The sequence below is a fragment of the Fontibacillus phaseoli genome (assembly GCF_003337355.1).
Lineage (GTDB): Bacteria > Bacillota > Bacilli > Paenibacillales > Paenibacillaceae > Fontibacillus > Fontibacillus phaseoli.
Genome location: NZ_QPJW01000002.1, coordinates 602,987 through 618,405, shown reverse-complemented (window position 1 = coordinate 618,405; position 15,419 = coordinate 602,987). Strand labels below are relative to the sequence as shown.

The following is a 15,419-nucleotide window of genomic DNA, read 5'->3' as shown; positions in this document are numbered from 1 at the left end:
TGCTGTGCTGTACTCTCATATGGACTACCTCCAGCTAATTTTTATTGTATATTGTTTAGCCTGTAAGTGTCCAAGGTGATTAGGGGGCTTTATAGTTAATTTTCTGACAATACCACCTATCGCAAATTTAACTGGAAAACCTACAGTTAGATTGGTCGAAATCGTTGTGCTGGCAGGAAAAACAGCGAATTAGCTGTAGGTTTTCCTGCTATTTCGCCAGATTCGGGGGAATCGGGCAAATTAACTGGAGGAAATCCAGTTAATAGCCATTGCTTAACCCCAAAAATAACTAACGCTAATCCGTCGGTACCTCGTCCCCGGACAGTTCATCGAGCGTCATTTCGAAGCTAGGCGCGAAGTGTTCGAGGAAATAGGCTACTTCAGGCAGGTTCAGGCGTTCCAATTTGTCCGCCAGCTGCTGTTTTGCGACGGCGAACTCCCGGTTCCCGGCGGTTAATTCCCATGCGCATTTCAGGTATGCGTCCAGGCTGTCGGCTGCTTTTACGATCTTCAGCAACTCGGCATCGCCTTCGGGACCAAGATGGGTTCCCGGTGCCAGCAGAGGTGCATAGGTCGGCTGCAAGGCAGGAGGGATCATGGAAAGAAGCCGCTCGGCGGCGATCCCTTCCATCTCCCGGAAATTGGACAGCAGCCTTGGATTGTGGTGTTTGACGGGGGTAGGAATATCCCCGGTGAATACTTCAGTCGCATCATGGAATAAGGCGAGCGTGGCCGCGCGTTCCGCGTTCAACCGGCGTCCGAACAGCCCGTTGCCGATCTCGCACAGGAGATGGGCCAGCAAAGCCACATGGAAGGAATGTTCGGCCACGTTTTCAGCGGCCGTGCTCCGCATCAGACTCCAACGTTTGATGGACCGCAGGCGGTACATATAAGCGGAAAAATGATAGCTCATCAGTGAGAAACCTCTCTTTTTTACGCGATGAATTTGTATATATTTTCAACCTCTGATTAGGTACTATGTTATTATAAAGCTATTCAGATTTCGAAGACAAGAGAGGGGAATTCGGATCATGCACCAGTTTGAAGAAAGCGTTTATCAATTAATTGTGGAAACTTCAACTAACTTGCCTGGAGACGTCCGCCGTGCGGTTAACTCGGGGCGGGCGCTGGAGAATCAGGGTACTCGTGCGGGTCTGGCACTATCGACAATTACGCAAAACATAAACATGGCCGAGGAGCAAATTTCCCCGATCTGCCAGGATACAGGAATGCCGACCTTTGTCGTGCATACCCCGGTTGGTGTGAACCAGATCGAGCTGAAGAAAGTCATCAAATCGGCGATTCAGCGTGCTACGAAAGACGGCAAACTGCGTCCGAATTCGGTTGACTCGCTTACCGGAGAGAACAGCGGGGACAACCTGGGACCCGGAACGCCGGTGATTCATTTTGAGCAATGGGAAGAGGATTACATCGACATGCGGCTTATTTTGAAGGGCGGCGGATGTGAAAATAAAAATATTCAATACAGCCTGCCGGCTGAATTGGAAGGACTCGGCCGCGCGGGACGGGATTTGGACGGAATCCGCAAATGCATTTTGCATGCGGTATATCAGGCGCAGGGTCAAGGCTGCAGCGCGGGCTTTATCGGCGTCGGCATCGGGGGAGACCGGACGACGGGGTATGAGCTGGCCAAGCAACAGCTGTTCCGTGAGGTGGACGACGTCAACCCGATTGCCGAACTGGACCAGCTTGAACGTTACATTATGGAAGCCGGGAACCAACTCGGCATCGGCACGATGGGGTTCGGCGGCGAAGTGACGCTGCTGGGCTGCAAAGTCGGAGTAGCCAACCGCCTGCCGGCGAGCTTTTTTGTCTCGGTAGCGTATAACTGTTGGGCGTTTCGCCGCCAAGGCGTGAAAATGGATCCCTCTACAGGGGAAATCGGCGGCTGGCTGTATCCGGCCGGCAGCGAGGTAGCGATGGAGGAGTTTCCGCAGAAGACGGAAGCAGACGCTGCCGGTGAAGCCCAGGCACAGCCCTCGGAGGGCCGGGAGATCGTGCTCCAAACGCCGATTTCGGAAGAAAAGATCCGCAGCCTCCGCGTAGGCGACGTCGTAACGATAAAGGGCGAAATTCATACGGGACGCGATGCGTTGCATAAGTACCTGATGGATCACGATGCACCGGTTGATCTGAACGGATCCGTTATTTACCATTGCGGCCCGGTCATGCTTAAGAACGATCAAGGTTGGCGCGTTATGGCCGCCGGACCTACGACAAGCATCCGTGAGGAGCCTTATCAAGGCGACATCATCAAGAAATTCGGCATTCGCGCAGTCATCGGCAAGGGCGGGATGGGGCCGCGAACGCTTGCAGCGCTTCAAGAACACGGAGGGGTATACCTGAACGCGATCGGCGGAGCCGCCCAGTATTATGCCAAGTGCTTAAAGAAGGTGAACGGCGTGGATTTCATGGAGTTCGGCATACCGGAAGCGATGTGGCATTTGCAAGCCGAGGACTTTCAGGCGATCGTTACGATGGATTCGCACGGCAACAGTCTGCATGCAGGCGTAGAAAAAGAGTCGCTGGAGAAACTGGCCACTTTTAAAGAAGCGGTGTTCAAATAAAGATGAAAACTTTTCGTACCCGACTTACTATTATTTTAATGAGCCTGGTTGGAATTTCCATGCTTGCGGCCGGATTGACGATGGCGCAATTGTTTAAGGATTCCCATATCCGTGCCTTGGAAGAAAACATGGCGCGGGAAATCAATTTGCTGGAAAGCACATTTCCATTCATATCCCCTGACGGCGATAATGCCGTCGAGTTCTATACGGCCAAAGCTCGGGAGCTTGATAACCTGACCGATTCGCGGATCACATTTATTAACCTGGACGGCACGGTGATCGGCGATTCGGAAATGCGGCCTGAGGATATGGATAATCATCGAAAACGCGAAGAGATCCAGTCGGCAAGCGGAGCTTCTGTCGGCAGTGCGATCCGCCATAGCGAGACCATAGGGCAAGATATGCTCTATGTGGCCCGTCACGTTAAGTCGGACACCGGGTTTGACGGATACATCAGGTTGTCCATGAGCCTGGAGGCCGTCGGCAAAGAGCTCAATAAAGGCTGGTACCTGATGGCGGGCGGCCTTCTGCTCCTGTTTTTGGCCGCAGCTGTTGTCAGTTACCGGGTAGCCGCCGGGCTGACCAGGCCGCTGGAGCATATTACCAAGGTGGCCAACCGGATTTCGGGACTTGATTATGATGCCAGGGTGAATTTGAACCGCAAGGATGAGATCGGTCAATTGGGCCAGACCATCAATGGAATGGCCGACAGTTTGCAGCAGCAGCTCAAAGTCATCCATGATAATGAAGACTTGATGCAAAGCGTACTGGCGAATATGACCGGCGGGATTTTGATGGTCGATTGTTTCGGTAGAGTAGCCTTGATCAACCGAGAGGCGGAGCGTATATTGCATCTCCGGGGCGAGCAGATTCTCGGCAAGCCTTATCAGGATCTGAAACGAAATTATGAGTTTATGAAATTCGTGGAGGAGGGAATAACCGCCAAGGAGTTAATCACGGAGGAACGGAACGTCTACGATCCGGAAGAGCTGATCCTGCAGTTTGACGGAGTCCCTATGTTTGAGGATGACGGGAGCTACCGGGGGATGTTGTTTTTACTCCAGGACGTTACGGACATCCGGCGTCTGGAAGTGATGCGCAGCGAATTTGTCGCAAATGTATCCCACGAATTGAAAACGCCGATCGCAGCGGTAAAAGGGTTTGCGGAAACGCTGCTGGCCGGCGGGGTGAAGGACGAGGAGACGGAGCGATCCTTTTTGCAGATCATCCATGATGAGGGGGAGCGGCTAAACCGGCTTATCGGGGATATCCTGGAGCTGTCCAAAATCGAATCGAAGCGAGTGCCGTTGGAATATGCTCCGGTTCACCTTAAGGAACTGTTCGACAGCATCTTTGAAATGCTGCAGCCTGCCGCGACCAAAAAATCGATCGTGATGCTGCAGAATATTCCGGAGCATCTCTTCATTGAAGGGGATGAGGATCGGCTGAAACAAATTTTTATGAATTTGCTCTCCAATGCGATCAGTTATACGCTGGAAGGCGGGAAGGTAAGAGTTGATGTTGAAGTATTAGGCGAAGCTGAAGAAGAAGAGAAAGTCCGGGTCACGGTCAGCGATACGGGCATCGGCATTCCGAAAAAAGACCTGCCGCGGATATTTGAACGTTTCTACCGGGTGGATAAAGCAAGGTCGCGCAGTTCGGGCGGTACCGGACTGGGGCTATCTATTGTCAAACACTTGTCTGAGCTGCACCGCGGAACCCTCCGTGTAGAAAGCAAGGTTGGGGAAGGATCTTCGTTTATACTGGAGCTCCCCTTTATGCAGCAGCATGAGGATGAACATTGATTTGACTTTTCCGTATTTTTATATTTTTACACCCCGTTAACATATCCATGTTATGCTTGGCTTGTTTGATAAGAATCATAACGGCTAATTTGAGACTTTCGGAGAAAATGGGGGTTACCATGACGCAGCGATTGTTGGTAATAGAAGATGAACCGACGCTTTCTAGACTGCTGTCTTACAATTTAACCAGTGAGGGATACCAGGTAGTCGTGGCCGAACATGGCCAGACCGGTTTTGATACGGCGATGCAGCAGGAATTCGATTTGATTTTGCTGGACCTGATGCTTCCGGGGATGAACGGGTTCGAAATCATGTCCAAGCTTCGGGGAGAAGGCGTGACAACGCCGATTATTATTTTGACGGCCAAAAATGCGGAGGAAGAAGTTGTCGAGGGTTTGAAGTCCGGCGCGGATGACTATATCACTAAGCCGTTTGGCGTTGCCGAGCTCCTGGCCCGAGTGGCTGCAGTTCTCCGTCGGTCGAACGGACAGGAGGATCGGGAACCGATGCCGGTTCAGACAGAAGCCCAAATTTCGCTCGGCGCGCTCACCGTTTACCCTGAAAAGTATGAAGTAACGCTGAACGGGGAGCAGATTACGCTAAGACCGAAAGAGTTTGAGGTCCTGCTGTATCTCGCACGCAAACCTGGGGTTGTGATGACCCGGGATGATTTGATGAATGCGGTGTGGGGATTCGATTATATCGGCGGACAGCGTACGGTGGACGTCCATGTCAGTTCTTTGCGCAAAAAGCTGGAACTCGATCCCGGTTCCGTGCACATCGATTCCATTCGCGGCGTAGGGTACAAGCTTGTTGTAAACAAGAAAAAAACGGTCCATCATTGAAACTGCGATGATGGGCTGTTTGTTTTTTTACATAGGTCTTTAGTCCTGTGAACACTCCCATAACATTATTGATCTATCATTCTGGCATACTCATGTTTTATGAGGGAAAAGGAGTGGTAGTGTTGAGCAACCAGGCAGTTCTTGAATTGACAAAAGATAGCCGGGTGAAAGCGGTAGACTATTGCCGGATTGTGCCGGTGATCTATCCACTGGAGTTATGCCGCGACGTGCTGCGGATGTTTCAAAAACAGCCGGATCTTCCCTGTATCGTAGTTTGTGACGAAAGGAACTTTCCAATCGGGCTGATGATGCGGGATGTGTTTTTCCGCCATCTGGCAGGGAGATTTGCGGCTGACCTTTTCTACGAGCGGCCTGCTCGGGAGTTTGCCGAACGGAACCCGCTTGTCTGTGAGTTAACTGTCTCGGCGCGGGAACTGCTGGATGCGGCATTGAGCCGGGAAGACCACCATTTTTATGACAGCATGATCGTGACGCATCAGGGTAAATATAAAGGGATTTTAACGGTTCAGGATCTAATGATGCTGTCGAGGGATTTGCAGCGCGAGGCGGAGGAAGCCCGGCGTAAAGCGGTATGCAAGAGCCGTAGCCGAGTGGAGGAGATTGAACAGGCTGTAGATGAGGCATCGGAGGCTTCGAAACGCAGCTTAACGGAATCCGGGCGGATGTCCGCTCTGGCGTCGGCAGGGAGGCTGGAGCTGGAGGAAGTGAAAGCCTCGTTTACCAGAGTAGCGGGAATGACCCGATCGCAGGAGCGGCAAGTCACCGAACTGAGCGCCCGTGCGGGAGAAATTTCCCTGGTTGCCGCACGGATCCGGGATTTGGCGGATCAAAGCGGGATGCTGGCGATGAATGCTTCCATCGAGGCGGCTCGCGCCGGGGAGCACGGGCGGGGCTTTGCGGTTGTGGCCGGCGAGGTACGCAAGCTGTCCATGCAGACCAAGCAATTGTCCGGGGAAATCGGCGCTACGCTGGAATTGGTCGGCGAACTGGTAAATCAGACGGCGAAAACCGCATTTTCTACGGCAAAGGAAATGGACGAAAGCCTAGGCAGGGTTGAGAAGGCTGAAGATACATTCGGACTGCTTGTAGAATCCGCTCATCAGACCGAATTGCGCGGTCGGGAAGTGGTTCAATCCTCAGAGAGCGCCGCAAGGACTACCGGACTGGTACGTAAAGAATTATCCAAACTGGCGGAGTCGGAATGACGAAAATTTTACATAGATTTTACAATCCGGCTTATCCCTTTTTACATAGGAAAGGTAAAATCGTCATGTACCTATTTACCTAAGCTCTCGGCACGGGCACGCTCCAGGGCGAAGTCCGTGTTTCGTATTGATAATACATTCTGTGGGAGATATGTCATGACACCGATTATTCATATTGAAAGTTTGAATTTGTACTACGACCAGTTTCATGCATTGAAAAATGTATCGCTCGATATTCCGGAAAAAGCGATTACTGCTTTTATCGGCCCCTCGGGGTGCGGGAAATCGACCTTGCTTCGTACGCTTAACCGGATGAATGACATGATTCCCACGACAAGGATCGAAGGCTCGGTTCTGATTGCGGGAAGCGAAATTTATGGCGATGACGTCCAGGTGGAAATGTTGCGCAAACAGGTTGGCATGGTGTTCCAGCAACCGAATCCTTTTCCCAAATCGATTTATGACAATGTAGCTTACGGACCAAGATTGCATGGGACGAAAAACAAGGCCGAACTGGACGAAATCGTCGAGCAAAGCCTGCGGCAGGCCGTGTTGTGGGACGAGGTCAAGGATTTCCTCAAGCGCTCGGCACTCAGTTTGTCCGGAGGGCAGCAGCAGCGGCTTTGCATAGCCCGGGCGATTGCGGTTCAGCCGCAAATTCTGCTGATGGACGAAGCCACGTCCGCCTTGGATCCGATCTCCACGCTCAAGATCGAGGAGCTCGTCCAGGAATTGAAAGACAAGTATACGATAGTAATGGTTACGCATAACATGCATCAAGCTGCCCGGATTTCGGACCGCACTGTTTTCTTCTTGAACGGCGAGATCGTGGAGGCTGACGATACGCGAACCCTGTTCTCAACTCCGCGGGATTCCCGCACTGAAGATTATATTTCCGGCCGGTTCGGTTAATTAGGAGGAGGCAACTTAAGATGATACAAAGAAGAGAGTTTGATCAGAATCTCGAGGATTTGCGCCAATTGCTCAGACAAATGGGAGAACATGTGGAACATGCGCTGACCGATTCGATTACGGCTTTGCAAACCTTCGACGCCGATAAAGCGAAGAAGATCGTTGAGCGGGATATTATCCTCAATCAAATGGAAGAACAGGTAATGGATCTGGGTTCAAGGCTGATCGTGACCCAACAGCCGGTAGCCAAGGATTTGCGCCGCATTATCGTCGCCTTCAAAATCTCCAGCGACCTGGAACGGATGGGCGATCTTGCGATAGATATCGCTAAAGTGACGATACGTCTGGAAGGCCAGACTCTGATCAAACCGCTCGTCGATATTCCGAAAATGGCCGAACTGGTCGTAACGATGGTGCAAGAGTCGCTGCAATCCTATTTGGATGAAAATACGGATTTGGCTTATAAGATGGCAAAGGATGACGATGAGGTAGACCATTTGTACAGCCAAATTATCCGGGATTTGTATGCCCATATGGTTGAACATGCCGGTGAACTGCAGCAGGCAATGCTTTTGACATTGGTCGGCCGTTACATCGAACGGATTGCCGACCATGCCACCAACATCGGGGAGAGTGCGGTTTATCTCGTAACGGGACACCGCCCGGATTTAAATCAATAGAACTCAAAGTACAGATGAGACGTTTCTTAGCCGACTTGAGGCCGAAACGTCTTTTTTTGACGAGATGATTTCCGACCGTAATTCTAGTTTCCTCCAGTTTGCAAGCAGCGTCGGACAACCCGGCGTTTTTGCTTTTTTATTAACGGGATGCATGTGTTAGAATAGGTAAAGGAGTATGCTGAAGGACGAGGTGTCATATGGAAAAATTGATTCTTATCGATGGCAATAGCATTATTTATCGCGCTTTTTTCGCGATGCCGCCCCTGACCAATTCAAGCGGGCTGCACACGAATGCCGTATACGGATTTACAAATATGCTGCTGCGTTTGATCCAGGAGCAACAACCGACCCATATCCTGGTGGCGTTCGATGCGGGAAAAGAAACTTTCCGTCACGAAGGTTACCAGGATTATAAAGGCGGCCGCGAGAAGACGCCGTCCGAGCTGTCGGAGCAATTCCCGCTGATGCGCGAACTGCTTGAAAGCTTCGGGATCGCCTGGTTCGAGCTGCCCGGTTACGAGGCGGATGACATTATCGGTACGATCAGCAAGCAAGGGGAAGAATCGGGGCGTGAAGTGCTCGTAGTTACCGGTGACAAGGATATGCTGCAAGTCGTTAGCGACAAAGTCACCGTGGCCTTGACCCGGAAGGGAATTAGCGAGGTGGAACCCTTCGGGCCCAATGAAATAGAAGAAAAGTACGGACTTCGTCCGCTGCAAATTATTGATTTAAAAGGTCTTATGGGAGATGCGTCCGATAATATCCCGGGCGTGCCCGGCATTGGGGAGAAGACGGCGCTGAAATTGCTGCATCAGTTCGGTTCGGTTGAAGAAGTGCTTTCACATACCGACGAATTGAAAGGAAAGATGAAAGAGAACCTGGTGAATCATGCCGAAGATGCCCGGATGAGCAAGCGTCTGGCTACCATTTTTCGGGAAGTGCCTGTGGAGCGCTCCTGGGATGACATGACTTTTAATGGCTTGCAGGAAGAGACAGCGGTTCCGACGCTGCGTAAGCTGGAATTCAAATCGTTGTTAGAGCGCTTGTCTTTTACGGGTACGGGGGAAGCTGGCGGCAGTGCGGCTCCGGCAGAACCTGCGCCGGAACTGGATGTCACGATTGTAGATTCCGCCGCAATGCCGGCGCTGACGGAGTTGCTTCCTGAAATCGGCAGCTTGTACGTCGAGGCGGCCGGAGAGAACCCGCATCATGCCGAGCTTATGGGCATGGTCTTGTCGACCCCGGACCGCCACTTCTACATCTCGCCGCAGTTTTTGAAGAGCGGGGAAGCTGAGTCTGTCGTAGCCTGGCTTGGAAATGAAAAGATATCGAAGCGAGGTTATGATTTGCACCGGATCGACCTGGCCCTGCATTGGGAAGGGATTTCTTTTGCCGGCGCTTACTTCGATATTCAGCTTGCCGCTTATCTCCTCGACCCGACGGAAAACGATCAAACCTTGAGCGCGTTGACGGCAAAGTACGGAATTTCCCGGTTGGTTTCGGATGATGAGGTATACGGGAAGGGCGCTAAATTCAAAGTTCCGGATGATGCAACGCTTAGCTCTCATTTGGCCCGCAAGAGCGACTCGATCATGAAGATCGTTCCTCTCCAGCAGGCCGAATTGGAAAAGAACGAAATGAAGTCTCTTTTTTACGAACTGGAGATGCCGTTGTCCCGTATTTTGGCTGACATGGAGAAACAGGGCATCGCCGTTAACCGTGAAGACCTGACGGAATTGGGCAAAGAATTTGAATCCCAGATCAGCAGGTTGGTTTTGCAAATATATGAAATCGCCGGAGTGGAATTCAATCTGAATTCACCGAAGCAGCTTGGCGAAATTTTGTTCGATAAGCTGGGGCTGCCTGTAATCAAGAAGACCAAAACGGGTTATTCCACAGACGCGGAAGTGCTGGAGAAGCTGGCGCCATATAACGAGATCGTCCAATATATATTGGAGTACCGCCAGTTGGCGAAACTGCAGTCTACCTATGTAGAAGGCCTGTTGAAGGAAATCCGCAGCGAGACGGGCAAGGTGCATACCTATTTCCGGCAGACCGTGGCCGCCACCGGAAGACTGAGCAGCCAATTTCCGAACCTGCAAAACATACCGATTCGTATGGAGGAAGGCCGGAAAATCCGGAAAGTATTCGTTCCTTCCGAGGAAGGCTGGCTCATTTTGGGGGCCGACTATTCACAAATCGAACTACGCGTGTTGGCTCATATTTCGGGAGACGAAGGGCTGATGGAAGCTTTTCAGCATGACATGGATATTCACACCAAAACGGCGATGGACGTGTTCGGCGTTTCTGCAGATCAGGTGGACGCCAATATGCGCCGCTCCGCCAAAGCCGTCAATTTCGGGATCGTATACGGGATCAGCGATTACGGATTGTCCCAGAACCTGAATATTACCCGGAAGGAAGCGGCCCGGTTTATCGACCAGTATTTTGATGCCTTCCAGGGGGTACGCAAATACATGGATGATATCGTTCGTGACGCCAAGCGGGACGGTTACGTCAAGACGTTATTGGAGCGTAGGCGATATCTTCCGGAGATCAACGCTTCCAACTTTAATCTCCGTTCCTTTGCCGAAAGAACGGCGATGAATACGCCGATCCAGGGCACGGCCGCCGACATTATCAAACTGGCGATGGTGTTGATGGACGAGGCGCTGCACACTCACGGCTTGAAGAGCCGGATGCTGCTGCAGGTGCATGACGAACTTGTATTCGAAGTACCGCCGGAAGAACTTGAAGCAATGACGAAGCTTGTGCCGGAGACGATGGAGAAGGCGCTCCAACTGTCCGTGCCGCTTAAAGCTGAAGTTAGCAGCGGGGTGAACTGGTACGAAGCGAAGTAGAAGAATTAATTACGTAACGAGGTGAAATAAACATGCCGGAACTTCCAGAGGTAGAGACGGTCAGACGAACATTGACCGGCCTCATTGTCGGCAAAACGATACAATCCGTTACGGTATCGCTGCCACGGATTATTCAGCGGCCGGACGATATCCGGCGTTTCGAAACGGAATTGGCCGGGCATCAGATTCTGGAGGTTGGCCGCAGGGGGAAATTTCTGCGGATCATGATGGACGGGATTGTGCTGGTCTCCCATTTACGGATGGAAGGCCGGTACGGCCTATATAACAGCAGCGAACCTGTAGAGAAGCATACGCATGTCATCTTTCATTTTACGGATGGAACCGAGTTGAGATACAAGGACGTACGCCAATTCGGAACGATGCATTTGTTTCTTCCCGGCGAGGAATTTAACCATAAGCCTTTGGTCAAACTGGGATTGGAACCGCTGGATGAGTCCTTCACGCCGGATGCTTTCCGCAAAGCCATCGCCAAGCGGACGACTAAGATCAAGCCGGCCTTGCTGAACCAGGAATATGTGGTAGGCTTGGGGAATATTTATGTGGATGAGGCGCTCTTCCGTGCAGGCATCCATCCGGAGCATCCAGCGAACACGCTCAGTAATGCCGAATTGGATCTTCTTTATGAAGCGATCCTGACCACCCTGACTGAAGCTGTGGATGCGGGGGGCTCCTCAATCAAATCCTATGTGAACGGGCAAGGAGAAATGGGGATGTTCCAGCATTCACTACGGATATACGGGCGGCAGGGGGAACCGTGCCAAAATTGCGGACAACCCGTGGAGAAAACGGTAGTCGGCGGACGGGGTACGCATTTCTGTCCGAACTGCCAGCCTCCGGGGGGGCGAGGACGGTTGGGTAAGTCTGACGGAAGCGAGAAACCGGGTACAAAACCAAGTGCGAAATCCGGCAAGAAGCCCGGCAATCCAATCGCCAAGAAATTCGCCGGGAAGCAGGGTCCAGAAGGGCCGGTTTCATCCACTGAGTCAACTGGAAATGGAGTGAGGAGATGAATATCGGATTGACCGGAGGAATCGCCACCGGGAAAAGCACGGTTTCGCAGATGCTGGTCCAGCGTGGAGCTGCTTTAATTGATGCCGATGTCATCGCGAGAGAAATCATGGAGCCGGGTCATCCGGTCCTTGCCGCCGTTGCGCGGCGGTTTGGACAAGCCGTGCTGACTCCTTGCGGAGGACTCGACCGGAAACGGCTGGGGGCCATCGTTTTCTCCGATACCGAGGAGCGAAAAGCGCTGGAGGCGATTACACACCCGGCGATCCGCCTTGAAATGGAGCAAAGGATGGCGGAATTGGAGGCAGGAGACCCGCACCGGCTTGTCGTGGCGGATATTCCTCTCCTTTATGAGTCCGGACTGGAAAGTCTGTATGACGAGGTGATGGTGGTTTACGTTCCGCGCGAGCTTCAATTGGAGCGTTTATTGGCAAGGGACGGAATGACCCGGAAGGAGGCCGAAGCGAGGCTTCGTGCCCAAATGGATATCGAATTAAAGAGAGAGAGGGCGGATATTTTGATTGATAACAGTCTCGGCAGGGAAGAGACGGAACTTCAAATAGACGACTTCTGGCGGAAAAAGGGACTGGGATGAGGTGGCTGCGAAAAAAAAGAGTGCTTCTTCTGCTGCTTCTGGGCTTTATCCTGGTCTTATTTCTTAATTCCGCTTGGTTATCGCTGTTTTATCCGATTTATTATAAAGATGAAATACGGTATCATGCCGGCAATAACGATATTGATCCTTTGATCGTCGCCGCGATCATCAAGGTGGAAACGAATTATAAACCCGGGGCGGAGTCGAAAAAAGGCGCGCTCGGCATTATGCAAATCATGCCCGATACGGCGAAATGGGTTATAGATAAAGCAAAGCTGGAGGACGTCGCACTGGATCGGGTAAAGGATGAGAGCGGGACGAACATCCGCATCGGGACCTGGTACCTGAAATCGTTGTCAAACCAGTTCGACGGGAACATGGTCGCTGTAATTGCCGCCTATAATGCGGGTCCGACCAATGTGAAGAACTGGATCAAAAGCGGGCGTTGGGACGGCAGGCTGGAAACGACCAAAAATATCCCGTTTGGCGAAACCCGCCATTACGTTCAACGGGTGTCCCATTATTATGAGCAGTATTCCAACATTTATGAGAACCTCTAGGCCATGCTTGTTCATTCGCTTAGTGCTCGTATAGAAAAGGAAGCATAGACAGCAAGGGCTGTCTATGCTTCCCGGTGTTCATCGGTTGTTTATTGAAATTGACCTGCCAGTTGTTGCTCGGCCAAAGTTACCAAACGTTTGGTAATGAAACCACCGATCGAACCGTTTTCGTAGGAAGTCAGGTTACCAGCATATCCGTCTTGCGGGAAAGAGATGCCAAGCTCCTGAGCAACTTCGTATTTTAATTGCTCCAGCGCTCCGGTAGCTTGTCTAACCACCAGGTTATTCGACGAGGAATTATTATTTTGGGCCATGATGTTCACCTCCTTGTGGTTGGTAACTGTATTATGCTCGGTGAAGGGAAAGTTCATTACCTGTTTTTAAAGTTATTTATTGGAATTATTATAAAATGAGATTATAGCATACTGAAGGGAGGGCATCACGCTTGAAATGTCCGTACTGCGATTTTTTAGGAACCAAGGTGCTGGATTCAAGACCGGCAAATGAAAACCGCTCCATCCGCCGCCGGCGTGAATGTGAGAAATGCAGCCGCCGTTTCACAACCTTTGAAATGGTGGAGGAAATGCCGCTGATCGTGATTAAGAAAGACGGCAGCCGGGAAGAATTTAGCCGAGAGAAAATGTTGCGCGGCTTGATCCGGGCTTGTGAAAAGAGACCGGTATCCGTGGATCAGCTGGAATCCATCGTTTCCGAGGTGGAGCGTTCGCTTCGTCATTCGGCCACGGCCGAGGTAGAGAGCCGGGAAATCGGCGAACTGGTCATGGAGCAGTTGTATCCGGTCGATGAAGTTGCATATGTGCGCTTTGCTTCGGTTTACCGGCAGTTTAAAGATATCAATATGTTTATGAAGGAATTGAAGGGCCTGTTATCCAAAAATACGGGAGAGGATGCCTGATTCATTTGAAACTTCTTTCCCTGAAAAGGAGAGACGTTCGGGTGAAAATCAAGCAATTGACAGGGCCGGCCTTCGGTTTTTTGGCGGGTACGACTTTCGGCAGCGGCTTGGCGTTTATAATGCGCTGGCAATCCTATACGCTGATAGCGTCCGTTTCGGTTATTGGCCTGGCCGGCGTCATCATTGGCGTGTTTGCGGGAAAGCGGATCGGACGAAGGGCTTCTTTGTGAAAGGATATATCAGATAATCAAGACGACTGAACCATGGATTTCATATCCGCGGTCCGGTCGTCTTTTTTTGGAAGCGAATCTTCACTCTCCGTTTACAATCCGACACAGAAGCCTATATTTTTTACATTGCGTTTACAAAACAAAAACATGGGATTGATGTTTGCTCTTTATAATCAATTTTGTACAAACAAATGAGGGGGCAAATATAACAATGAAAAAGAGTTTGACTTTGGTAATGACGCTGATCTTGACTTTCGCTCTGGCTGCATGCGGTCAAGGCGACAAATCGAATAATAATACGGCGGGGAACGAAGGCGGCGCCAACAGCGCGGCAAACGGAGGAAACGGCAATACGGCTTCCGAGTTGTCCGGTTCCATTTTGGCCGTCGGCTCTTCGGCTCTGCAACCTTTGGTGGATCAAGCTTCGAAAAATTTCATGGATCAAAATTCTAAAGTCTCCATCCAAGTTCAAGGCGGAGGCAGCGGTACCGGATTGACGCAAGTATCGGGCGGGCAAGCGGATATCGGTAACTCGGACGTATTTGCCGAAGAGAAGCTGGAAGCAGGACCGGCGGGTGAACTGGTTGACCATCAAGTCGCAGTTGTGGCTATGGCCGCTGTAGTCAATCCTGATGTAAATATCGATAACTTGACAAAAGATCAACTGGTTCAAATCTTCACAGGGAAAATTACGAACTGGAAAGATGCGGGTGGTCCGGATCAAGCGATCCAAATCATTAACAGACCTTCCAGCTCCGGGACGCGTGCCACTTTTGAAAAATATGCGCTCGGAACCAAAACGGAAGATCTTCCTAAAGCCATTCAAGAAGATTCCTCGGGTACGGTTAAAAAACTCGTAGGTGAAACACCGGGAGCCATCGGTTACCTTGCCCTTTCCTATCTGGACGATAGCGTTAAAACTGTGAAATATGAAGGCGTGGAAGCTACGGAAGACAATGTGGCTAACGGTACTTATCCGGTATGGGCATATGAGCACATGTACACGAAAGGCGAACCGAACGAAGTCGTTAAAGCTTTCCTGGACTACATGGTATCCGACGAAGTGCAAAACGGGGACGTAGTGGAGCTGGGATACATTCCAGCCAACAAAATGCAAGTGAAGCGCGACGTTGACGGCAATATCACGAAATAAATCCCGATAACATCATACA

Annotated in this window: 15 protein-coding genes; 13 read left to right on the top strand and 2 right to left on the bottom strand. The window is 51.2% G+C overall.

Going from position 1 to position 15,419, the window contains the following annotated elements; translation table 11 throughout:
• Positions 1 to 295 precede the first annotated feature (295 nt).
• Positions 296 to 913, bottom strand: a complete 618-nt coding sequence (gene yfbR / locus DFP94_RS10160; RefSeq protein WP_114496348.1) for a 5'-deoxynucleotidase — start codon at positions 911 to 913, stop codon at positions 296 to 298.
• 118 nt (positions 914 to 1,031) lie between these two features.
• Between yfbR and DFP94_RS10155 the strand changes: the two genes are divergently transcribed.
• The 10 genes from DFP94_RS10155 to DFP94_RS10110 all read left to right on the top strand — a co-directional run bounded on the left by DFP94_RS10155 (position 1,032) and on the right by DFP94_RS10110 (position 13,101).
• The gene (locus DFP94_RS10155) at positions 1,032 to 2,588 is read left to right on the top strand and encodes a fumarate hydratase (protein ID WP_114496347.1); all 1,557 of its coding nucleotides are present in this window, start codon (positions 1,032 to 1,034) and stop codon (positions 2,586 to 2,588) included.
• Between the two features lie 2 nt (positions 2,589 to 2,590).
• Complete coding sequence (gene pnpS, locus DFP94_RS10150) at positions 2,591 to 4,393, top strand: two-component system histidine kinase PnpS (protein ID WP_114496346.1); 1,803 nt, start codon at positions 2,591 to 2,593, stop codon at positions 4,391 to 4,393.
• Positions 4,394 to 4,512: 119 nt separating this feature from the next.
• A complete protein-coding gene (locus DFP94_RS10145) occupies positions 4,513 to 5,238 on the top strand; it encodes a response regulator transcription factor (protein WP_114496345.1) in 726 nt (241 codons plus the stop codon).
• Positions 5,239 to 5,360: 122 nt separating this feature from the next.
• The gene (locus DFP94_RS10140) at positions 5,361 to 6,464 is read left to right on the top strand and encodes a methyl-accepting chemotaxis protein (RefSeq protein WP_245954666.1); all 1,104 of its coding nucleotides are present in this window, start codon (positions 5,361 to 5,363) and stop codon (positions 6,462 to 6,464) included.
• A gap of 156 nt (positions 6,465 to 6,620) precedes the next feature.
• Complete coding sequence (pstB, locus tag DFP94_RS10135; protein WP_114496343.1) at positions 6,621 to 7,376, top strand: phosphate ABC transporter ATP-binding protein PstB; 756 nt, start codon at positions 6,621 to 6,623, stop codon at positions 7,374 to 7,376.
• Positions 7,377 to 7,396: 20 nt separating this feature from the next.
• A complete protein-coding gene (phoU, locus tag DFP94_RS10130; protein WP_114496342.1) occupies positions 7,397 to 8,056 on the top strand; it encodes a phosphate signaling complex protein PhoU in 660 nt (219 codons plus the stop codon).
• 197 nt (positions 8,057 to 8,253) lie between these two features.
• Complete coding sequence (polA, locus tag DFP94_RS10125) at positions 8,254 to 10,917, top strand: DNA polymerase I (protein WP_114496341.1); 2,664 nt, start codon at positions 8,254 to 8,256, stop codon at positions 10,915 to 10,917.
• Between the two features lie 32 nt (positions 10,918 to 10,949).
• The gene (gene mutM, locus DFP94_RS10120) at positions 10,950 to 11,948 is read left to right on the top strand and encodes a DNA-formamidopyrimidine glycosylase (RefSeq protein ID WP_114496340.1); all 999 of its coding nucleotides are present in this window, start codon (positions 10,950 to 10,952) and stop codon (positions 11,946 to 11,948) included.
• Positions 11,945 to 12,541 carry a dephospho-CoA kinase gene (gene coaE / locus DFP94_RS10115; protein WP_114496339.1) on the top strand — a complete coding sequence of 199 codons (597 nt, stop codon included), beginning with the start codon at positions 11,945 to 11,947 and terminating at the stop codon, positions 12,539 to 12,541. The genes mutM and coaE overlap by 4 nt, the downstream gene beginning before the upstream one ends.
• Positions 12,538 to 13,101 carry a lytic transglycosylase domain-containing protein gene (locus DFP94_RS10110; RefSeq protein ID WP_114496338.1) on the top strand — a complete coding sequence of 188 codons (564 nt, stop codon included), beginning with the start codon at positions 12,538 to 12,540 and terminating at the stop codon, positions 13,099 to 13,101. Before coaE ends, DFP94_RS10110 begins: the two co-directional genes overlap by 4 nt.
• An 89-nt stretch (positions 13,102 to 13,190) precedes the next feature.
• On the opposite strand, the gene DFP94_RS10105 is transcribed toward DFP94_RS10110, so the two are convergent.
• The gene (locus DFP94_RS10105; RefSeq protein ID WP_114496337.1) at positions 13,191 to 13,415 is read right to left on the bottom strand and encodes an alpha/beta-type small acid-soluble spore protein; all 225 of its coding nucleotides are present in this window, start codon (positions 13,413 to 13,415) and stop codon (positions 13,191 to 13,193) included.
• Between the two features lie 131 nt (positions 13,416 to 13,546).
• On the opposite strand from DFP94_RS10105, the gene nrdR reads away from it, so the two are divergent.
• The 3 genes from nrdR (at position 13,547) to DFP94_RS10090 (ending at position 15,400) form a co-directional block, all read left to right on the top strand.
• Positions 13,547 to 14,017 carry a transcriptional regulator NrdR gene (gene nrdR, locus DFP94_RS10100; protein ID WP_114496336.1) on the top strand — a complete coding sequence of 157 codons (471 nt, stop codon included), beginning with the start codon at positions 13,547 to 13,549 and terminating at the stop codon, positions 14,015 to 14,017.
• Between the two features lie 41 nt (positions 14,018 to 14,058).
• Positions 14,059 to 14,247 (top strand): hypothetical protein, encoded by a 189-nt coding sequence (locus tag DFP94_RS10095; protein ID WP_114496335.1) that lies wholly within the window; start codon positions 14,059 to 14,061, stop codon positions 14,245 to 14,247.
• Between the two features lie 211 nt (positions 14,248 to 14,458).
• Positions 14,459 to 15,400 carry a phosphate ABC transporter substrate-binding protein gene (locus tag DFP94_RS10090; protein WP_114496334.1) on the top strand — a complete coding sequence of 314 codons (942 nt, stop codon included), beginning with the start codon at positions 14,459 to 14,461 and terminating at the stop codon, positions 15,398 to 15,400.
• Positions 15,401 to 15,419 lie beyond the last annotated feature (19 nt).